This is a genomic window from Bacillus shivajii, assembly GCF_020519665.1.
Taxonomy (GTDB): domain Bacteria; phylum Bacillota; class Bacilli; order Bacillales; family Salisediminibacteriaceae; genus Bacillus_CA; species Bacillus_CA shivajii.
In genome coordinates, this window is the sequence record NZ_CP084703.1 from 2975178 (window position 1) to 2995995 (window position 20818).

17 protein-coding genes and 1 riboswitch are annotated in these 20818 nt (G+C 36.1%); of the genes, 5 read left to right on the top strand and 12 right to left on the bottom strand.

Going from position 1 to position 20818, the window contains the following annotated elements:
* Window positions 1–113: 113 nt before the first annotated feature.
* Window positions 114–386, bottom strand: coding sequence for a hypothetical protein (locus LGQ02_RS14515; RefSeq protein ID WP_404802361.1), 273 nt, complete (start codon window positions 384–386; stop codon window positions 114–116).
* A 309-nt stretch (window positions 387–695) separates the two neighbouring features.
* Here LGQ02_RS14515 and LGQ02_RS14520 point away from each other — a divergent pair, with 309 nt between their 5' ends.
* Window positions 696–1403: a class I SAM-dependent methyltransferase gene (locus LGQ02_RS14520; RefSeq protein ID WP_226515070.1), complete on the top strand. Its 708-nt coding sequence runs from the start codon at window positions 696–698 to the stop codon at window positions 1401–1403.
* Between the two features lie 51 nt (window positions 1404–1454).
* Here the strand turns inward: LGQ02_RS14520 and LGQ02_RS14525 are convergent, their stop codons facing one another.
* The 5 genes from LGQ02_RS14525 to LGQ02_RS14545 form a co-directional block, all read right to left on the bottom strand.
* The gene (locus tag LGQ02_RS14525) at window positions 1455–3146 is read right to left on the bottom strand and encodes a methyl-accepting chemotaxis protein (protein WP_226515071.1); all 1692 of its coding nucleotides are present in this window, start codon (window positions 3144–3146) and stop codon (window positions 1455–1457) included.
* A gap of 210 nt (window positions 3147–3356) precedes the next feature.
* Window positions 3357–6788 carry an efflux RND transporter permease subunit gene (locus LGQ02_RS14530; protein WP_226515072.1) on the bottom strand — a complete coding sequence of 1144 codons (3432 nt, stop codon included), beginning with the start codon at window positions 6786–6788 and terminating at the stop codon, window positions 3357–3359.
* Window positions 6775–7236 (bottom strand): MarR family winged helix-turn-helix transcriptional regulator, encoded by a 462-nt coding sequence (locus LGQ02_RS14535; RefSeq protein ID WP_226515073.1) that lies wholly within the window; start codon window positions 7234–7236, stop codon window positions 6775–6777. Before LGQ02_RS14535 ends, LGQ02_RS14530 begins: the two co-directional genes overlap by 14 nt.
* A 197-nt stretch (window positions 7237–7433) precedes the next feature.
* Window positions 7434–8606 carry a beta-aspartyl-peptidase gene (gene iadA, locus LGQ02_RS14540; protein WP_226518330.1) on the bottom strand — a complete coding sequence of 391 codons (1173 nt, stop codon included), beginning with the start codon at window positions 8604–8606 and terminating at the stop codon, window positions 7434–7436.
* A gap of 918 nt (window positions 8607–9524) precedes the next feature.
* A complete protein-coding gene (locus LGQ02_RS14545; RefSeq protein WP_226515074.1) occupies window positions 9525–9791 on the bottom strand; it encodes a hypothetical protein in 267 nt (88 codons plus the stop codon).
* 93 nt (window positions 9792–9884) lie between these two features.
* On the opposite strand from LGQ02_RS14545, the gene LGQ02_RS14550 reads away from it, so the two are divergent.
* Entirely contained in the window at window positions 9885–11198 is a 1314-nt protein-coding gene (locus tag LGQ02_RS14550) for an ATP-binding protein (RefSeq protein WP_226515075.1), read from the top strand.
* A gap of 81 nt (window positions 11199–11279) precedes the next feature.
* Here the strand turns inward: LGQ02_RS14550 and LGQ02_RS14555 are convergent, their stop codons facing one another.
* From LGQ02_RS14555 to LGQ02_RS14565, 3 genes are all read right to left on the bottom strand, one after another.
* Window positions 11280–11756 (bottom strand): thioredoxin family protein, encoded by a 477-nt coding sequence (locus LGQ02_RS14555; RefSeq protein ID WP_226515076.1) that lies wholly within the window; start codon window positions 11754–11756, stop codon window positions 11280–11282.
* Window positions 11757–11760: 4 nt separating this feature from the next.
* Entirely contained in the window at window positions 11761–12195 is a 435-nt protein-coding gene (locus tag LGQ02_RS14560) for a disulfide oxidoreductase (protein ID WP_226515077.1), read from the bottom strand.
* A gap of 192 nt (window positions 12196–12387) precedes the next feature.
* A complete protein-coding gene (locus LGQ02_RS14565) occupies window positions 12388–14199 on the bottom strand; it encodes a sensor domain-containing protein (RefSeq protein WP_226515078.1) in 1812 nt (603 codons plus the stop codon).
* Between the two features lie 143 nt (window positions 14200–14342).
* A riboswitch (cyclic di-GMP riboswitch) is annotated at window positions 14343–14426 on the bottom strand.
* Between the two features lie 245 nt (window positions 14427–14671).
* Here LGQ02_RS14565 and LGQ02_RS14570 point away from each other — a divergent pair.
* The 3 genes from LGQ02_RS14570 to ald all read left to right on the top strand — a co-directional run bounded on the left by LGQ02_RS14570 (window position 14672) and on the right by ald (window position 16645).
* A complete protein-coding gene (locus LGQ02_RS14570) occupies window positions 14672–14899 on the top strand; it encodes a thioredoxin family protein (RefSeq protein WP_226515079.1) in 228 nt (75 codons plus the stop codon).
* A 167-nt stretch (window positions 14900–15066) separates the two neighbouring features.
* Complete coding sequence (locus tag LGQ02_RS14575; RefSeq protein WP_226515080.1) at window positions 15067–15285, top strand: KTSC domain-containing protein; 219 nt, start codon at window positions 15067–15069, stop codon at window positions 15283–15285.
* Between the two features lie 238 nt (window positions 15286–15523).
* The gene (gene ald, locus LGQ02_RS14580) at window positions 15524–16645 is read left to right on the top strand and encodes an alanine dehydrogenase (RefSeq protein WP_226515081.1); all 1122 of its coding nucleotides are present in this window, start codon (window positions 15524–15526) and stop codon (window positions 16643–16645) included.
* A 57-nt stretch (window positions 16646–16702) separates the two neighbouring features.
* Here ald and LGQ02_RS14585 read toward each other — a convergent pair whose 3' ends face one another.
* Genes LGQ02_RS14585 through LGQ02_RS14595 form a run of 3 tightly spaced genes read right to left on the bottom strand, consistent with a single transcriptional unit; the run spans window position 16703 to window position 20480 of the window.
* Complete coding sequence (locus tag LGQ02_RS14585; protein WP_404802362.1) at window positions 16703–18265, bottom strand: methyl-accepting chemotaxis protein; 1563 nt, start codon at window positions 18263–18265, stop codon at window positions 16703–16705.
* An 11-nt stretch (window positions 18266–18276) separates the two neighbouring features.
* Window positions 18277–19641 (bottom strand): putative bifunctional diguanylate cyclase/phosphodiesterase, encoded by a 1365-nt coding sequence (locus tag LGQ02_RS14590; protein WP_226515083.1) that lies wholly within the window; start codon window positions 19639–19641, stop codon window positions 18277–18279.
* A gap of 17 nt (window positions 19642–19658) precedes the next feature.
* Complete coding sequence (locus tag LGQ02_RS14595) at window positions 19659–20480, bottom strand: HAD family hydrolase (protein WP_226515084.1); 822 nt, start codon at window positions 20478–20480, stop codon at window positions 19659–19661.
* Between the last annotated feature and the right edge of the window lie 338 nt (window positions 20481–20818).

Consider the following 20818-nt stretch of genomic DNA (forward strand, 5'->3'; position numbering starts at 1 on the left):
ATCCCCATATAACAACATTAAGGTTTAACTGAACCAAAGTAAAAAAACCAACTCTATAAGATATAGAGTTGGTGAAAGTCATCGTAAACAAACTCCTCACAAGTTACAAACTACTACCAGAAGAGTGCCGTGCCTATTAGGAATCCTCCGATTGCTGCTAAAGAAACTGTCACAACTCGACGTCTGCGACCATAGTAGCCGTAATATCCTCCATAGTATCCATAACCAAAACCACGTGGGGAGCCCCCTAATGGTTCTAAATATACATTCCTACGGTCAACATCTACGATTCTCCCCACATATTCTCGACCGTGGCGATCTGTTATTCTTACTCTGCGGCCTTTATGACGACAACACAACTCATAGTAATGTGACACACTCGCCATTAAACATCCACCTCCTTCATCTTCTCATCTATAGTGTATTTCGATTACAACATTTTGTTTGGACAACTGACACGTCATAGAGGAATTTATCATACAAAATAATAAAGAAAACTCGCCGATTGGCGAGTCTTTTAGGCGAAGACAGAGGTGTTAGTTGCGACGCACAGGACGTGCTAGCACCGGTGTTGCGATAGGACATCGCGTTTTTAGCCGGTGAACTTATACTTAATTCTTAAAAATTTTTCACTACGTCGTGCTTCTACTTCGCTAAAATTTTATAAATTAACGTGTAAATAAGGAGGAAATAAGATGGTGAATTACACAGACATGCTTGCAGCATATGGCATAGCAAAAGCTCGGCCTGGAGGAATGACTTCAACTAACAAAGTGTTGCTTGAAAATCCATTACCAAATCATGCTCATGTACTTGAAGTAGGATGTGGTCTTGGTGATACAAGTAAATTTATTGCTGATAAATTTCAAGCAACTGTAAAAGCTGTAGATGCTCATGAAAAAATGATAAAAAAAGCGAAAAAGCGCCATGGTACTAGTGACAACATTTCATTTATACACAGTGACATCACTTCTAAAAACTTTCCTAACGATTCCTTTGATGCAATCCTTTGTGAATCTGTCTTGTCATTTAACGATATAAATCACCTTTTACAAACGTTTTATCAATGGCTTAAGCCAAAGGGAAAATTGTTTTTATTAGAGCCTGTATACCATGGGGGCCTAACAAAAGAAGAATTTTATCAGTACAAAAATTTTTATGGATTTTCAGAAATCCATGCATCTGACAGTTGGCCTACTCTCTTGAAAAAATATCACTTCCATCTTCTTAAAATATATAATAGTACTGAGTTTTCTTTAGAAGTTGAGGAGGATACTTTCCCAGAAATGGTGCTAGATCCGTCCATTCCCGAGGATGTTCAAAAATTAATGGAAAGCCATATACAATTAAACGAAAATCTAATCGCTTATTTTGACTTTATTTATATTGTTAGCGAGAAATAGTATAAAAAACGGGTGCCATAACGTTAATTTCTAACTTAGGCACCCACACTTTTAATATTTAAACTTACGTACACTCTTTTGTAACTCTTCTGCTAATCTTGCTAAAGAATCACTTGAATTTGCAATCTCTTCAACTGAAGCTGTCTGCTCTTCCATTGCGGCTGACATTTCCTCAGTACTTGCTGCATTTTCTTGTGAGATTGCTGATAAACTTTCTATAATTTGAACCATTTCTTCTTTTCTTTCTTTTACTGCCTCACCAGACATATTTAAATCAGTAATGGTCCCTTGCATACGATCAATAGAGTTTGCAATCCCTTCGAACGTTTCTGTTGTTTTATTTACACTGTCTGACTGAATACTTGCGATCTTTTTAGAATTTTTCATGACTTGGACTGCTTCTTCCGTTTTCCCTTTTAACAATTCGATAATAGACGTGATTTCTTCAGAGAATTGATTTGACTGTTCTGCCAGCTTTCTAATTTCATCGGCCACAACCGCAAACCCTTTCCCTGCTTCTCCAGCTCTTGCTGCTTCAATTGATGCATTTAAGGCTAAAAGATTCGTTTGTTCGGAAATGTTTTGAATCATCCCACTCGCATTAACGATTTTATCTGCATTATCATTTGTTTCTTGAATAATTCCTTCTACTTCTTCTGCACTATGATTATTTGAATTTGTTTTTTCAATAAGGTCTTGCATCAATGTTAAACCATTATCTTTTAAATCGGTGATCTCATCACTAATTTTTGATAAATGCACACTGTTTTCTCGATTACTTTCAACTACGCTACTTAACTCATTAATACTTTCTCTACCTTTTTCTGTATCTTGCGCCTGGTCACTTGCACTTCTTGAGATTTCTTCAATTGTTTTCGCTACTTCTTCTGAAGCTTTCGCTGACTGGTCACTTGTAGCTGTCAATTGTTCAGATGAAGAAGCTAACTGCTCTGAGGCTGATGTAACTTGGGACATCAGTACCCGTAAGTTCTGTTTCATATCATTAAAGCTTTGGGAGATCTCCCCTAATTCATCATTATTTTTCTCTTCATAATGATTACTTAAATCTCCTTCTCCTGCTTCTTTAACACTCTCTATGATCCGACTCACTCTTCTTTTTATTCGCTTAGTCAATAATAATAGCGCACCAACCGTTAAAGAAAGAACAACCATTAAAGTAATGATCACTCGATTAAAGATTTCCGACATAGTAGTGCTTATTGCCTCTTGAGAAGTTGCTACAAACCACATCCCTAAAATTTCATTATTCTCATTAAGAATTGGTCTGTATGCCGTTTGCAAATCTACTCCTAATATATCAGCACTTCCAAAATACTCTTGGCCTTCTTCCAGGACTAGCCTTGTTACTTCGCCAGTAGCTTCGACAGATACTGCTCTTTCATCATTAATGATTAAGTTTGTTGTAATTGGCTGTCTCTCATGAAAAATCGTAATTAAACCACCTGTCATCTCAGCTAATTCATCTGCTAATTCATAGTCTTCATTGACCCGATGTGATCCTTTGTATAGATCTCCATTTACGACATTCCAATCTCCATCGAATTTTTCATTCACATATTCATATGTAAGATGAAGATCTGTACGCGCTTTTTCTGTTGCGAAATTTTCAATTCCGTTTCTTACTTCTGTAAAGGTAATGAATAATAATAATGTTGTTACACCAAGAACCATTCCAACAATTAATAGATTAAATTTCGTTAAAATTTTCATGTTTTTCAGCATTCGATAATTCCTCCATATAGAAAAATGACGACAATATCTAAAATATCACTATAGTCCAAAAGAAACAATGGCCTTTTACCCAATTATCTCGTTATCGACTAGGACTTTTATACACATCTGTCGTCTGACAACTATCACCAAAACATGTAGAACTTTTTCAAACACAAAAACCAGGACCGTGTAGACCCTGGTTTTCGCATAATTTATTCGTTAATCTCGATCATTTTTCTTGTTACGCTCAACGATCTTTTCTAATATATCAAGGAGGTCATCACGAGACATATCCGACCTCTTCTTCCTTTGTTTACGAGGTGGTAATGATGGAGGGTTTTCTTCGTCATACATAAATGGCTCTTCGTATGAAGCTTCCTCTTCTTCATATTCGTTCCCTGATTCAGCATATTGGTCAACATCAGATTCGATCTTTTCATCAACATCGCGATAAAAATCTTTGAAGTCTGTTCCTTCATAATCATCATCTTCAAATGTCTCTTGTAATCTGTAATGGCGCCTTTGGCTTCCTTGCTCTGTTGTATACGACTCGTCAAGCAAGTAAGCTGGAATCAATTGACCGTCTGGCGTGACATATTTTCGGTTAAGGTGACGTGTTTCCCTGTCAAAAAAGCTGTATACTACCGGAATGAAAAATAGTGTTAAGAATGTTGCACTAATCATCCCCGCAATCACAGTAATCGCTAATGGTTGTTGAAGTTCTGTTCCTTCACCAATACCAAGAGCAAGTGGTATTAGACCTAAGATCGTCGTCATTGCTGTCATTAAGATTGGCCTTGCACGATCTTTAACTCCTTCAACAATCGCTTCATAGCCACGATATCCCGCTGCTTTTTTCTGATTAATATAGTCAACTAAAACGATCGCATTGTTTACGACTATTCCTGCTAGAACAATCAGACCAATAAACGCTGTTACACTAATTGGCGTTCTCGTAATCGTCAATCCAATGGCGACACCAATAAGAACAAGTGGCACACTGAACATGATCACAAATGGATACTTAAACGATTCGAACTGTGCTGCCATGACTAAATAAACAAAGACGATCGCTAAAATTAACGCTAAAATTAAATCACTAATCGCATCTTCCATTAATTGATGATCTCCTGTAAAAGAAACAGACGTTTCACTTGGTATATCAAGGTTATCAACCGTTGTTTGTACTAAATCAGAGATTTCACCTAAATTATATTGCGTTCCATACTGTAACGTAAATTGAACAGCATCTTCTTGGTTAATACGATTTATCGTTGCAGGACCTTCCCCTTCTTCAATCGTCGTTATATCACCTAATGTGATAAACTCGCCATTCATATTTCGTAAAGATAAATTTTCTAACGCTTCAACATCTTCAATTCGTTCTTCATCGTACCTTACATGCACTTCGTAAATGTCATTGTTATCTGTAACAATTTGCGTAGCCATAACACCACGCATTTTATCATTTACTAATTGAGCAATTTGTACAGGAGCAAAGCCTTCTTCCCTTGCCGCCTCTTCATCAACATGAATTTGTACTTCCTGGACCGTGTCAGTAAGGTCATTAGTTACTTCATTAAATTCTGACATGTCCTCAAACTCTTCCTGGAGTTCATCAGCTACTTCTTCCAACCTTGTTGGGTCTGTGTCGGTAATATTAAAAGTAAATGTGTTCGGTGCGTTCCCAAATGACGCCTCAAATTCGATCGTAACTTCTGCGTCTGGAGCTGCCCTTTCTATGTCACGACGAACCGATTCTGCAAACTCCATCGTTGATTGGTTTCTTTCATCTAGCGGTACCATTGTAACGAAGACAGAAGCTTCATGACTGCTACTCGTTCCTAAAACAGATGCTTCTTGTCCCGCTGAGCCAGTTACACTCATGTAATCACGAATAACTGCTTCCTCATCTAGCACTTCTTCAATACGTTCTACTTGCTCATACGTTTGTTCAAGCGGTGTACCTCGCTCCATCTCTACTTCAATTGAAAAGAACCCTTCATCGGATGCAGGTAAAAATTCAGTACCAACAGTCGTCACACCATAACCGCCACCAATTAGAAGCAATAATGTCAGGATAAAAATAGCGGCACGATTTTTTAACGACCAACGGGCGGAACGGTCAAACAATTTAACAAACTTGGACTTTCTACGTTTTTCTTCAATGTTTTCCTTTGGTACTTTTAAAATACGACTTGCTATCATTGGTACAACTGTTAAAGCAACAGCTAATGATGCAAACAAACTAAACGAAACGGTTAACGCAAATTCTCTAAATAAGTTTCCTACAATCCCTGAAATAAAGACGACAGGTAAGAAAACAGATATTGTCGTTAATGTCGAGGCAGTAATCGCTGCAGCAACCTCTTGAGCACCATCTTTTGCTGCTGTTTTCGGATCTTTTTTCATCGATAGATGTCGGTAAATGTTTTCGATGACAACAATTGAGTTATCAACGAGCATCCCGATACCGAGAGCAAGACCACCGAGAGTCATAATGTTAAGTGAGAAGTTCGTAAAGTAAAGTAATACGAACGTAACAATTACTGAAAAAGGTATGGCAATTCCAATGAGTAAAGGTGTTTTAATGCTTCTTAAAAAGAAGAACAAAACGATCATCGCGATGACCCCACCAGCAATAAGAGCCATAAAGACATTACTGATCGCTTCTTCAATAAACTCTCCTTGGTCAAATAACATTGCAAGGTCGAGGTCTCGGTATTTCTCTTCTTCTAATAGTTCATCTAAGCGGTCATTAAATGCTTGAGACACGGTTTGTGTATTTGCATCAGATTGTTGTTGCACACTTAAAAGTACAGATGGAGATTGATTTGTTTCTGTAATAACACTCCTTACTTCAGGAACAATATCAACAGTAGCAACATCATTTACAGTAATTTCATCCCCTGTTTCAGGATCTACTGTTAATACGATCGATTCAATATCCTCAAGGTTATTCATTTCAAATAAGACACGTGTGGTTAACTCATAATCGCCACTCCTTACTGTTCCACCAGGGGCTGTAACATTATGAGCTCTTATCGCATCAACAACCTCAGATTGTTCTAATTGATAATCCTCTAGCGACTCTTGATCTAATTCAACAACAATTTCTTCAAGAGCATCGCCAACGACATCGATTGTTGCAACCCCATCAATTTTAACGAGTTCCTGCTCTAAGTCACGCACAAGTTCACTTAAATCATCATCCTCATTTACTGTTGAAAGAGAGAGCTGAATGATTGGAAATTGTGAAGGATCAAATTTCAAGAAACGTGGATCACCAACCTCAGCAGGTAAAGGTGCTTGGTTCATCCGAGTAATTATATCGTTTTCAACATCATCAATTGAAGACGTCCAAGAAAATTCAAGAATTGTTAATGATGACCCTTCCATTGAAATCGAGCTAATATTATTTAAGCCCGGTAATGTTGCTAGACTTTCTTCTAATGGCCGTGAAACCTTTTGCACAACTTCTTCTGGACTTGCCTGATCATAGCTCGTTACAACCGCTCCAATTGGCGGGTCTATATCAGGGATTAACTTGAGTGGAATATTAATCAGTGATATTAATCCTAATAGTAAGAACAAAGTCATTGCTACTAGAGTAAACACTGGCCTTCTTATCGAAAAATTAGTCAGTTTCACGTAAACCCTCCTTGTCTCTTTCTTCTACTATTATATCTCGAAATTGTTTATAAGCTTTTTGTAAGTTGCTTAAATCTTCATATTGCATTTTCGATAAGTATTTTGCAAAAATGGTTTGACGCTTTTTTTCCATATGGTCTAGTAATTTTGTCCCTTCAGGGCCTAGTTTTAAGATGGTGTTTCGTCGATTCGAAACATCGATATCACGTACAACCATTTTCATACTTTCCAGCTTTGCAACCATTTGACTTACCGCACTTGCTGAAATATTTAAGTGATGAGCAATTTCTTTTACGTACTTCACTTCTTTTTTTCCTATTAAAAACAATAAAAGCTGTTGGTTTGAAGATAGCTTGTTATCATATTCACAGCTAAATTCATGATTTAACATCATCGCAATATCTACGACAAGTTCCTCAATTTCTTTATTTAAACGTTCCCTATCCATACTCCACCTCAAAATGTTAAGTTTTTTAATAATTAACTTTCTTAACTATATAGATTTTTCATTTACATTGTCAATAAATTTACAACGATAATAATGTGACAAAAATGTGAATGAGTTATGGTAAGTGATGTTCAAAACAAAAAAAGATACCCTCAATGGAGTATCCTTTCTTCATTATTTCAATTTATAGACGTTTACTATTCAAATGTACCTTTTACGACATATTCACTGTCATGCATAAGCCATTTTCCGTTCGCCATGACACTATGAATCGTGAAGTCATCCTTTGAAATAAATAAGATATCTGCATCCTTTCCTTCTTCCAAAACCCCTTTTGTTTCGAGCTTTAATACTTTGGCAGGGTTTTCTGTTGCAACTTTTAATGCTTTTTCAAGAGGTACATTTTCCTTGATATATGCATCACGAACTTCTGCAAATAAGCTGCTTACTTTTCCTACACCTAAACCAATGAATTGTTTATCTTTATTAAACTTCGGTAAACTTCCTTGTCCATCCGATGTAAACGTAATTTGATCGATTGGTACCCCTTCATGTAATACTCGTTTGAGTACTTTACTGCACTTTCGATCAGAATTCTCTAAATCAGGATCTAAACTACTCGTTGTAAAGTCGATATATCCACCTTTTTTCGCATATATGATTCCCGCTTCAATCAGCTCTTCATTTCGATTAATATGCGTCGGCCATACTTGACTGATCGGAATATCAGTCGTTTCAACGAGTTCTTCTAGAAGCTCAAGTTTACTCGCTCCATCACCTACATGAATATTTACCGTTCCACCTTTTCCAGATAAAATACCACCAATTCTTGATTCACTAATAAGCCTTGCAAGTTCTTCTTTCGTCGGCTGGCTTGAACGATGATCACTAATTGCTATTTCTCCAGCCCCAATAATTTCTTGAATGAGCATAATATCATTTTCTACAGACCCTGTTAATGTTTTTACAGGAACATGATAGTTTCCACTCATACAAAAACAAGTAATCCCTTCTTCATTCAGTGCCTTTGCTTTTGCGACAAGATTTGTCATCGTTCTTGTAGTTCCATCTGTACCAATCACACCAACTACAGTTGTAATCCCACCTTCGATACAATCTGTTAACATTAATTCAGGTGTACGAGTTTTAAAACTTCCTTCGCCACCCCCACCTGTAATATGTACATGACCATCAATTAACCCTGGTGAAACAACCATGTTTTTTGCATCGATAACTTCTAAATGTTTTCCATCCGCTGTAATTTCGATGTTGTCATCTATCGCCGCTATCTTCTGGTTAGCAATAAGTATATCTTTTGTTCCTAAATAATTTGGTGCATAAACCTCTCCATTTTTTATCAATTTTAACATCATTGTCACACTCCTCTATCATTTGAAACAAGTTAAAAATTCATAATGTAAGAAATATTCCTACCATTATGATACGCCCATTATAATCTCATTTCTACCCTGAAAATAAATTAGGAAGTTTGGCACCACATGCCGCTTCGCTTTCAGCCCAGTGCAAGGCCTCACCTTCTCAAAACTCACCACGTTCGCCTTGAGTGATTTTCGGCTCGCACTATTCTTGCTTCTATTCTTGTTCTTATCGAGAAGTACCTGTTAGGGAATGAATAGTTAATAGTAGGTTAGTGAAAATATCGCTAAATTAAATTTAGGGGGATGTATATGAAAAAAAGTATTACTACTTTAATAAGTGAATCAATTTCATAACTCAAAAGATGATGCGAAATTCCGAATGATGAGTGTGAACTTTACTTCAGACGGACGCTTTCCCGAGGGCTTGTCTTCAGCTAACTTAGTCTCGACAACTCTCCTGCGGTTACTCGTCGCAACTAGACGTTTAATCATAGGAGTTGAGCTTGTGGCAACTAAGGCTTACTTCCACAGGAGGTGGTGGCTTCGGTGTTGATCATAGGACGTGATCGACTTTAGCCGAAGTTCCTTATTAGGACTTGCACTAAAGCATAAGAGCTTCTAAGTAATACCTCCAAGAATAAACTCCAAGTTACGAGGAGCAAGCGTAGCGGCGCAGGAACACTCTTTTAGAGCGGATGTCGCACTTGTGCCCTGGGGTGCAAGCGAGTGTATTTTTGAAAATCAACACTAACCTTTAACAAAGCCAAAAATAAAAAAGCTCGGTTCAAAAATGTGTGAACCGAACCTTTTTTATTAAACCCTTCAAAAAATACAAGTGTGTGACGTTTTTCCAATAAGAGGCTGAACCTTTTAAAGAATATGTCCATGCTCTAAAACTAGGCATTATAGTTAAAAATATAACATAGCAGCAATTCCGATAGAAACTGACCCAAGGACAAATAGTCCAATTGATGCTGTAACTGAATTTCTGTTATATAAAACAAATATGACGAAATATAACAATAACATAATCCCCATAAATAAGATTCCATCAACTATTGGATGGAATAATGTCGCCATTGACGCAGTATGTTGATAGATGGAGAAATTTACGATAAGTGCAATTGCCCACCCGACAAAAATACCAATTCCAATAAATTGAATAAGCTTTTTCATATTACCACTCCTTAAATTGTTAAAATTGTTTGAATTTGTCCAATAATCTTCGTACAATGAAAATAGATAGAGAAGATTGGGAGGAGACCCATTATGGAAACATTTTTACAAGTACTATTAAATTTATTCTTTTTATTAACACCAATCTTCTTATATATTACTTTTTGGAAAGGGTTGCATTATCACCATCATCGTTCATTAACGAAGTACTTTTTTTTAATATTATGTATCGCAACTCTTGTTTTAACTATGTTATTCCCGATTCAAATCGAAATCATGCAAATCGTCCTACCACTTGATTTCCAACATATTGTCATATTTATCGCTACTTTTATTGGAGGAATAACCTTTGGATTCATGGTAATTATCGTCCAAGCGGTAACAAACTTCCTTTTATATGGCGCAAACGTTATGGTCTTAGGTTTGCTTTTCGGTCTAATGATTGTTTGCGGTGCTTATCTACTGTCACAATCATATTACCAACTAACTAAAACAAAAAGAAAGCTTATTACACTTGCGATATTTTTAGCTCCTATTAGTATAGTCATGTTTTATCCGAATCATCCATTTACGATGTTATCCAGGTTAGAGCTATTTATTACTGGCATTACATACTTATTAGCCCTTGGCTTCATAACCTTACTTATCCTTTTCTTAATCGAACGTATCCAAATGAGCGAAAAGTTAGAACAAGATTTACAAAAGAGTGAACAACTTAGGTTAGTCAGTGAACTGGCTGCTTCAGTCGCTCACGAAGTGAGGAACCCGATGACTGTTGCACGTGGATTTATTCAGCTTATCCATTCGAGTCCAAAGCTTTCTAAGGATGAAAAAAAATATTTACAGCTAACAATGTCAGAGCTTGACAGAGCCCAATCAATTATAAGCGATTACTTATCTTTAGCCAAACCGAAAGATAAAGTCTATGAACCTGTTTCAGTGTATTATGTAATGGATAAAGTAAGACACACGATTCAAGCATACGCCCTAATGAATAATGTTTCTGTTTACCGTGATGTACCACCGCATTTAAAGGTAAAAGCTGACGAAAGAGAACTGACTCAAGTCCTTTTAAACTTAGCGAAAAATGGCATTGAAGCTATGGAAAATGGCGGAAGTCTCATTCTCTCAGCCACGCAAAAGCGTTCACGTGTTATTTTACGAGTAAAAGATACCGGTTGTGGAATGACCAATGATCAGTTAAAACAACTTGGTACGGCATATTACTCGACAAAAGAAAAAGGAACTGGATTAGGTCTAATGATCACTTACAACATTATCCACTCTTGGGGTGGGCAAGTTTCAGTACAAAGTAAGGTCAATGAAGGAACTGAATTTATGATCGAACTGCCGATTGCCCATGAGCAAAAAACGCTCACAAAACAAACTCCATCTCAAAGTTTATAAGGAAAAAGATACTCTTTTCAATTCAATAACGAGGAGGTTGAAAACACCGACTCATACCTCCTCTATTATATTCACTTTTTATTATTCACCGCTCAAGACGACTTGTTCATAAAAATGCCCATAAGTTGTTTCATTATGAACTCCTGATATTTCAGCAAATTGTTCACCATTTTTATAGTGAATGACAACTGGTGTCCCCTCAATTCCATAATCATGCCACCCTTGCTCAAATTCAAGTAAGTTATATAACTTTAAGTCTACCCCCATGTCTTCAGCTAACGGAATTAATACAGGTGAAACTTGATTACAATATTGGCATGTTGGGCTATAAAAGTATACCGTTACATCTTCCCCTGCGGTAAGCTTCTCATCAAGTTCTTCTGGTAAAATAATATTAGAATACATTGGATCATCAAGTTGTTCAATCGTTTCGGCATGAAGACGTTCCTTTCCAAAAGGGTTATCCACTGTCAATTGTTTATTTTGATAAGATGTAATAAATGCTAACGCACCGAAAATCAAAATAATAACACTGGCGAAAATAATAATTTTTTTCATAACGTTACTCCTTTGTGGTTTTTATAATCCATACCATAATAAGAGAAATACTAATAAAGGCCATAAATGCTAAAAAAGGTATTGTAATAAATCCTAGCCAGTTAATATATTGATGTGTGCATGGTATGATCCCACACGCTCCTGAATTTTCTCCTATAACCGGTATTTTTTGCTGCAAATAGTGGTATAAAGAAAATCCAGCACCTAACAAGCTTAATGGCAGTGTATAAACCGCTTGCTTAGCATCCTTCCTTATAACTGCTATTGCCAATGTAATCGCTAAAGGGTACATAAAAATTCGTTGAACCCAGCAAAGCTCACATGGGATATAATGACGAACCTCTGAGAAATAAAGTGATCCAATCGTGCCTATAAAAGCGATCGCCCATGAAATAAACATCAAGTTTTCTATTTTCTGTTTTTGATTCTTCTCTTCCATACTTCCCCTCTTTTCCGTACCACTAAAATCTTACATACGTCATAAATAAATTGAAAAGAACCCCTTTAAATGCATCTAAAAGATTGTTTAGTACACAACAATCTATTAACATGCTATTGAAGGGGCCTTTGACGTAAGCTATATAAACTATAATAAAAACTGAATGAAAAATCCATTATTTATATGCTCGTTTTATGAAAAGATCATGACTGGTGTTGTTTTTAAAATAAAATTTGTCACTTCATCTGCTGGTAACGGTTTACTATATAAAAACCCTTGCATTTCGTCACAGTGTTTTTCATTTAAAAACTTTACCATATCAGCAGTTTCAACACCTTCAGCAATTACTCGTAAGTTCATATTATGAGCTAATTGGATGATTGAGGTGACAATAGCCTGATCATTCGTATTTTCTATGACTTCTCGAATAAATGATTGGTCAATTTTCAAAGTATCAATAGGGAAACGTCGTAAATAACCTAGAGATGAGTAGCCTGTCCCAAAATCATCGATCGAAATTTTAATACCTAACTCCTTTAAGCGTTTTAATGTTTTAAAACACTCTTCTCGATTATATAGTAAGTCATTTTCCGTAATTTCAAGGTCAAGTTGTTCTGGTGGTAGACCTGTATTGTCTAAAACTCGCTTAACATTACCTACAAAGTCTGGTCTTTGAAATTGAATAGGTGAGATATTAATACCCATCCGTAAAACAATCCCTTTATCATACCACTCTTTCCCTTGCTTACATGCTTGCTCTAATACCCAATTCCCAATGGGTACTATAAGTCCTGTCTCTTCTGCAAGTGGAATAAATGAGCTCGGAGGAATGTTTCCTAACTCATCATCCCTCCACCTTATCAGTGCTTCAACACCGATTACTTTTTTTTCCTTCATATCAATTTGAGGTTGGTAATATAATTGAAAATCCATTGTTTCAGCTGCTAACCTTAAACGTTTTTCGGTCTCAAGCTTTTCAACATATTTCGTTTTGATCGAAGGAGTGTACCATTGGTAATGGTCTTTCCCTCTTTCTTTAGCATGGTGCATTGCTAGCTCCGCTTGATACACAATCGAATCAAAAGATTCCCCATGATAAGGAAAATCTGAAATGCCAATACTCGCTGTTATAAAAAATTCATTACCATTGATAATAAATGGCGTTTGAAAACATTGTAAAATTTCTTCTGCTACTTGATGAATTTCGTTGTTAGAACTAGGTTCATTTAACAATATTGAAAATTCATCACCGCCGTAACGATAAACGGTTACATTTGTATTTTCAACACTTTTTAATGAATTTGCAATCTTTTTTAACAGCTGGTCTCCAGTGAAATGTCCGAGCGTGTCATTATAAAATTTAAAACGATCCAAATCAATGAAAAAAACAGCAAATGAACGGCTTGTGTCTACTTTTGCACTTTGAATTTCGCCGATAATATCTTGCTCGAATTTTTCGCGGTTAGGAAGATTCGTTAGTTTATCATAAATAACCAATTCTTCAATGGTTTGTTCAGCTTGTTTTAGTTTGGTTACATCACGATGAATAATGATATACCCACTACTTTCTTTATCATAAGAAAATATGGGCATGGAATACCTTTCAAGGGTGACACTTTCCCCACTTTCTACTTCCAATACACAATCTGAAACAGCTTCACTTCCTCCATGAAAAAAGCCGTTTTCATTTTCACTGTGGTCAAAGAGAGGTTGAACATAATCGACATATTTCTCTCCTATAAGCTCTGTTGTTTTATAACCTAATAAAGAAGCAAATTCTTCACTTATGTACGTAATGTCACCATCTTTTGTAACGATAATAAGAAATGAAGTCTTTTCTAACGCAAACTTTAGCTTATGAACAAGCTCACGATAGGGACGCCCTTCCTCCTCTTCCTTCTTACTATCATCTTCTTGCTGCTGAAACCACACATTTTTAAACCACATTGGTAAATCATTATGTTGATATGGTTTCGTAGTAATGTTCGTCTCTTTGTTCTTCATATTTTCCCTCCTTGGATGAAAAACATTATGCACGGTCGTTCTAGGGGGAGAAACTGTGAATACCTTCGATAACACAGCTTCCAAATAAACCTTTAGAGCATATGAATCAAAGTTTTTATCCCTATAAAAACACAAAAACCGACCTTCAATAAGGTCGGTTGCACTACTAGCTCCAGCATGTCAAAGTGCCCAAATGAAGACATGGTTTCATCGCTTCCTCTTTTATTTTTCGATTTCTTGTAAATATATCTATTACTATTCTATTTTTTTGGAGATAAATAATCAAGAATTTTGGTAAATATTTTTATAAATTGTTTTAATATAGTGAAAATTGTTACCCCTTCCCCATTTTTCATGTTTTGATTTTAGACAAAAAGTTTTCACAGCGTTGTCATATAACAAGCGTTTTTTCTGATTTTTCCATTCTATAATAATAGTGAGACGTACTTTTTAAGAAAGCGAGGTGAGGCGGTTGAATATTAAGCTGTACATTACGCGAAATATAATAGGTAAAGTTGTCGAAAAAAGGTTATTGGAAGTGCTTAATGATATCGGAATTCATGTAAACCTTGACGTTTATTATGAGGATGCCTCTCCAACTCAAGGGATCATTTTCACCCCAACATTGTTAGTAAATGGACAAGTGATGAGTACCGGAAAAGTACTATCAAAAGATGAACTAACACAAATTTTTATGTAGCTTGTTTCTTTTGCCTCCACTTAGGGTATTCTAATAGATAAAACGTGGCTTTCACTACTCTGGAAAAAACGAAAGAAATCAACACCATTGGAATTAAAGCCTTAATCAACTCTCATATAACGAATGATAGTACACAAAAACCTCAAGCTGTTAAAGGAGGAACAAAAATGGAATTTGTCGACTTAAATTACGGAAACCTTAAGTCTGTAGCATATGATGAAATAATGAGGGAATTGCATGTACGATTTAAAGACGGCGATTACATGATATATTATGAAGTGTTTAAGCCTGATTATGTTGGGTTATTGTCTAGTGAAGATCATACTGATTTTTTTCAGGAAAGAATCCAACCAAGGTACCCATGTAAAATGATTAATGACCGTTAGAACAGGTGCAAATAGACAAATTCATAAAATGAAAACTTGCTAATAAATAATAAAGACTTCCGTTTAACTTATCACGCAATTGCTTATGATAAGTAAATGTGAAGTCTTTTTCTTTCACGTGAAGCTCGAGACGACAAAATGAATAAAAAAAATAGTGGTACAACATATACGAGTTCGATAAAATAGAATTGGATAGATTTCCCTTATTTACAAGGACTACATACAAGGAGGGTTATTAATGAGAATTGGAGTACCTAGAGAAGTGAAGAACAATGAAAACCGAGTTGCACTTACTCCAGCGGGGGTCTTATCATTATCTCAAGCAGGACACGATGTGTTTGTTGAAACAAACGCCGGAATTGGAAGCGGTTTCACAAATGAAGATTATACGAATGCTGGAGCTGTTATTTTAGATACAGCTAAGGAAGTTTGGGACCAAGCCGAAATGGTGATGAAAGTTAAAGAGCCATTACCTTCTGAATATGACCACTTCCGTGAAGGCTTAATTTTATTTACGTATTTACACTTAGCTGCTGTACCAGAATTAGCTAAAGCACTAACGGAGAAGAAAGTAACAGCGATAGCTTATGAAACGGTTGAAGTAAATCGTACACTACCCTTACTAACTCCAATGAGTGAAGTTGCTGGAAGAATGGCGGCCCAAATTGGGGCTCAATTTTTAGAGAAGCCTAAAGGTGGAAGTGGTGTTCTTCTTTCTGGTGTTCCAGGTGTTAAACGTGGAAAAGTAACTGTTATTGGTGGCGGTGTTGTTGGAACGAATGCAGCGAAAATTGCTATGGGACTTGGAGCCGATGTAACAATTATTGACTTGAGTCCTGAACGCCTACGTCAGCTAGATGATATTTTCGGTACAGAAATCAATACGCTCATGAGTAACCCGTTAAACATTGCAAATGCTGTAAAAGAATCTGATCTAGTCATTGGTGCAGTTTTAATTCCTGGAGCAAAAGCCCCGAAATTAGTTACAGAGGAAATGATTCAACAAATGAAAGACGGTTCTGTCGTAGTAGATGTTGCAATTGACCAAGGTGGTATTATCGAAACTGTTGATAAAATCACGACACATGATGCCCCTACGTATACTAAGCATGGTGTCGTTCATTATGCTGTTGCGAATATGCCTGGTGCCGTTCCTAGAACTTCAACAATTGGTTTAACAAATGTTACAGTACCATACGCACTTCAAATTGCAAACAAAGGGGTTCTACAATCACTGAAGGACAACCCTTCACTTGTTAAAGGAGTCAATACCGCTCAAGGATACGTTACTTATGAAGCAGTGGCTCGCGATTTAGGGTTTGAATATCGTTCAGTAGAAGAAACGTTATTATTACAGTAATCAAAAAAGAGGCTGTCCCAAGTGGACAGCCTTGTCTTTTTAATATCACACTTTTTATTAGTCATTTGTGACTAACTTGTTTAATTTCATTGTTAGTTCTTCAAGCTCATTGAAGCGACTTCTAACAGATTGAATACGTTCGTGCTGTTCCTCTACTGAGGCGAGAATTTCTTCTACGGAAGCACTTGAGCTTTCTGTATGCTCTGTTACAGTCGTTATTTCATCAATTATTTTTTGCGAAGCATCATTGATTTCAAATACTTTTTCTTCAACATGTTTTGCTTGTTGTGCAGATTGTTCTGCTTGGCTATCAATTTGTAAAAACTGATTTGATACAGATTTCGTGCCTTCCAACCCTTGTTTCATCGCTCTTTCACTATCATCTACTTGTTTTTTTACTTTTTCGATCTTTTCATGAATGTGATTAAGAATCGTACTAATTTCATTTGTTGATTGCTGGGACGTTTCAGCTAATTTTCTCACTTCATCAGCAACAACAGCAAAACCTCTTCCTTGTTCTCCAGCTCTTGCGGCTTCAATCGATGCATTTAAAGCTAGTAAGTTTGTTTGTTCAGTAATTTCTCGAATAGACGCCAGAATTGTGCCTATATCTTTACTTTCTGAATACAAATCATCAACAATATCTCTTTGACTCTCGACACCTTCATACATCTGTTCCATCTCTTTGGTGAGGTCTTCTATATGCGTTTGTCCTTCTTGTGTGGCATTGGTAGTCGCTAGTGAACGGTCTTTCATCTCTTTGACATTCTTTTTTACATCACTCATAAACTTACCTGTTTGAACCACTTCTTCGTGCATATCTGAGACACTAACTGCAGATGTTTCAACACCTTTTGCCATTTCTGTGAATGATTGACTAATATCATCTGAAATACGTTCTGTTGATAAAATATGCTCTTTTAATGTGTCACTAAACGAATTAATGACATGTATAGACGTCTTAATTTCTCCTAATAGCTGCTGAAGCTTTTCATTACCATCTTTAACATCTCGATTCTGCTGATCGACCTGTTTTTGCATATTTTCACCTATTCTCGCTTGGGCAATTAAAGCAGATGTAATGATGATAAACATGACATTAAGAGATATTAAAATATCATAACCTGCGTTATAAAACATTTCTGTTTGGTATGTAATAAAGAAATAATTCGAGAGGATAAGCCCTGTTACTGCTGACAACGCGATTGACCGGAAATTATGATAAAGAGTAATAAATGCGATTGCTACATAAATCATCATATAATTTGATAGCTTTGGAGATGTACTAACCATAAAGAAAATAAGGATAGAAAAATTAATGACGACGAGGTATTGTACATAAAAAACGAAGCTTTTAGTATATAAAGTGACCATTGTAATACTACCTACTGCAATAAAACCAAAAACCCCAAAAGTGATAATTCCTTGTGTTGGAACTTGTGCAATGAAATTACTCATTAACCCTAGTAAGTAGGCAAACCATAGTAGCTTCACCATCATTCGGTTCCTACTATTCATTAATTCAAAACGACCTTCCATCAGTTTCTCCCCCCAAAATATCATGAATGACTCTTCATTCATGATAGTTGTATACATATTCTTTTCTCTATGATAAAACATTACCAATTTTCTCACTTTTTAGCAATTGTATTTCTCATTAATTCTACAACTTTTTCATGCGGCATCGGTCCACTTAAATAAAAACCTTGGCCCTTCTCACATCCCCAACTATGCAACGCATCAAATTGAGATTTTGTTTCGATGCCTTCTGCCACAACAGATACACCAATTACTTTCGCTAAATGCAAAATCGATTGAATAATCCCATTTTGAACTTTTTCGCATCCAGTCCACTGAGATAAGAAGCTACGGTCAATCTTCACTTCATCTATTGGCAAATCTTTCAAATAACTTAGCGAACTGTAGCCCGTTCCAAAATCATCAATACTAATTTTCATGCCTTCTTTCCTTGCCTTTGTTAAAATTGAGGAGCCTTCTTCAGCATTGATCGCTAATGATTCTGTCAGTTCCATGACAAAGTGGTTAGGAGTCAGCCCGTTCTTTTTTATAATTGATAATAGTGATTCTAAAAAGTTCGGTGTTATCAGTTGTTTCATACTAAAATTAATTGAAACTGGAAACTGCATCCCGGTGCAAACTTTTAATAGCTCATGATGGTTTTCACATGCTTTATTAACAATCCATTCTCCTAAAGGGTGGATAAGTCCCGATTCTTCTGCTATATCAATGAATTTATCAGGAGATAAAAGGCCCCGTTTCGGATGGTGCCACCTAACAAGAACTTCAAGACCACCCCAGTCTTGCTTCGAAAAATCCCACTGGGGTTGATAAAATAATTCCAGTTCACCTTCTGAAATTCCTTTTCTCAACTGTGATTCCACTTCAAATGAAGTATGAATACCCGTATCGATGAAAGGAGAGTAAAGTTCAAATGATTGCTTCTCATTTCTTTTTGCGATATCAAGCGCAATGTTTGCATTTTTTAACAAACTAGCAAATGACTCTTGTTGTTCTGTAAAGTTTGCTGATCCAAACTTTATCGACAATGAAAAGTCATAGCCTTCCATATAAAATGGCTGCTCTAATAGCCCTTTTATCTGGTGGCAAAACATTTTCACATTGGCTAGTCGAGTAGAATCAGTCATGATTAAGCAAAGAAATTTATCATCACCAAGATGGACCCATTGCCATTCATTGGGAGTATTTGTGATAAGCTTATATAGAACACGCTGTAAAATCGCATCTCCTATATGAAAACCGAAAGTATTATTAATGGCTTGAAAACGAGAAATGGTCATAGAAATCACCGAAGCACAGCTTCTTTCGCTTCGTGATTTTTTCCATTCATTAAATTTATGTTCTAATACCTTATGAGGTGCGTATATAGAAAGGCTATCTCTTAGATCCTTTTGAAGAGATAGCTTTTCTTGATGGTTACGTTTATGTTTTACTGAGCGGTGAATGAACCTCGGCACAAAGACGACCACCTTTTCTATTTCAGTGTTTCAATCCAATCGGTAATTCTGTTTACTTGTGTTAAACGTTCATGTTCTGTTTGATGTGGGTGTTCAGAAATATAAACAGCTTTCATCCCTTTTAACAATGCGGGGGCAATTTCATTGATAAAGTTATCGCCAACTGAAACCATCTCTTCTTTTTCCACATCATATTGTTTTTGCAATTCAGTAAATAAACCGTCTGTTTGTGTAGGTTTTTGTGCGGAAGTAATGATGTGTTCAAAAACATTTTCTAGGTTTAACTCCTTTAAAAGTCTACCAACATCTTCACGGTCACTGTTTGTCATTAGAACAATCGATGCAGATTTCTTTAATTGTATTAAAAATTCCCTTAATCCTAAAATTGGTTCAAGTTTGAATTCATCACTTACCATATATTCTTTCGTTTCGTGATACCTCGGTTGACAATCATCCACACCGTGATGCTTAGCACATGCAAACGGAAGCCACCAACCGTCTCCAATGGCTACAAGGTTTTCAAAATCAAATGTTAGCTGTTCTTTCCCATACATTCTTTCCACTTCATCTACTTTATTCCCTTTCCAATCATGAGCTTCAACAACTGTTAATGTCATCGGGTCAACCGTAACTGCTAAATCTCTATTAACATCATAAGCTTTCCCTATCTTTACAGGATGTTTACCATCTTTCATGTTTTCGTAATCAGACCAAAATTGACCATGCTTTTCTTTAGGAACATCATTTAATAAACGGTTTGCATAAAAATCAAAGTGATCAGTTCCTTCGTATAAGGTGCCATCTAAGTCAAAAATGTATAAATTCCCTTGCAAAATCATTCACTTCCTTTAAGTATTTTAGTTACCTAAGCAATCATCTAATAAATATCACTACTTAAAGTAAGCGTAATATAAAGCTAACATCCCTTCAAGTAGAAGTTCTCTACGTAAATAAATAAAAAAACATTCGACATAAAACTAATTCCACAATTTTTCTCAATCAATTAGATAAGCGTACTATGTCAAATACTTTTTTTAGATTTTTGTTTATACCAAATAAACCCGTCTTAATAATTGGTGATAATTGGTAATAAGAAAGCGACTGACAAAGAACCCTATGAAAGTTAACCACTACTTCTCAAGTCTGAAGTCGTTATCCTCGTGTTCAATACTGTAGG

What these genes read in the sequence shown, in the direction of transcription:
- LGQ02_RS14545 (WP_226515074.1), bottom strand. Translation starts at nt 9,791, where the DNA reads ATGAAAAAGCTTATTCAATTTATTGGAATTGGTATTTTTGTCGGGTGG.
- LGQ02_RS14515 (WP_404802361.1), bottom strand. Translation starts at nt 386, where the DNA reads ATGGCGAGTGTGTCACATTACTATGAGTTGTGTTGTCGTCATAAAGGC.
- LGQ02_RS14550 (WP_226515075.1), top strand. Translation starts at nt 9,885, where the DNA reads ATGGAAACATTTTTACAAGTACTATTAAATTTATTCTTTTTATTAACA.
- LGQ02_RS14575 (WP_226515080.1), top strand. Translation starts at nt 15,067, where the DNA reads ATGGAATTTGTCGACTTAAATTACGGAAACCTTAAGTCTGTAGCATAT.
- LGQ02_RS14535 (WP_226515073.1), bottom strand. Translation starts at nt 7,236, where the DNA reads ATGGATAGGGAACGTTTAAATAAAGAAATTGAGGAACTTGTCGTAGAT.
- LGQ02_RS14565 (WP_226515078.1), bottom strand. Translation starts at nt 14,199, where the DNA reads ATGAAGAACAAAGAGACGAACATTACTACGAAACCATATCAACATAAT.
- ald (WP_226515081.1), top strand. Translation starts at nt 15,524, where the DNA reads ATGAGAATTGGAGTACCTAGAGAAGTGAAGAACAATGAAAACCGAGTT.
- LGQ02_RS14525 (WP_226515071.1), bottom strand. Translation starts at nt 3,146, where the DNA reads ATGCTGAAAAACATGAAAATTTTAACGAAATTTAATCTATTAATTGTT.
- iadA (WP_226518330.1), bottom strand. Translation starts at nt 8,606, where the DNA reads ATGTTAAAATTGATAAAAAATGGAGAGGTTTATGCACCAAATTATTTA.
- LGQ02_RS14595 (WP_226515084.1), bottom strand. Translation starts at nt 20,480, where the DNA reads ATGATTTTGCAAGGGAATTTATACATTTTTGACTTAGATGGCACCTTA.
- LGQ02_RS14585 (WP_404802362.1), bottom strand. Translation starts at nt 18,265, where the DNA reads ATGTTTTATCATAGAGAAAAGAATATGTATACAACTATCATGAATGAA.
- LGQ02_RS14520 (WP_226515070.1), top strand. Translation starts at nt 696, where the DNA reads ATGGTGAATTACACAGACATGCTTGCAGCATATGGCATAGCAAAAGCT.
- LGQ02_RS14555 (WP_226515076.1), bottom strand. Translation starts at nt 11,756, where the DNA reads ATGAAAAAAATTATTATTTTCGCCAGTGTTATTATTTTGATTTTCGGT.
- LGQ02_RS14560 (WP_226515077.1), bottom strand. Translation starts at nt 12,195, where the DNA reads ATGGAAGAGAAGAATCAAAAACAGAAAATAGAAAACTTGATGTTTATT.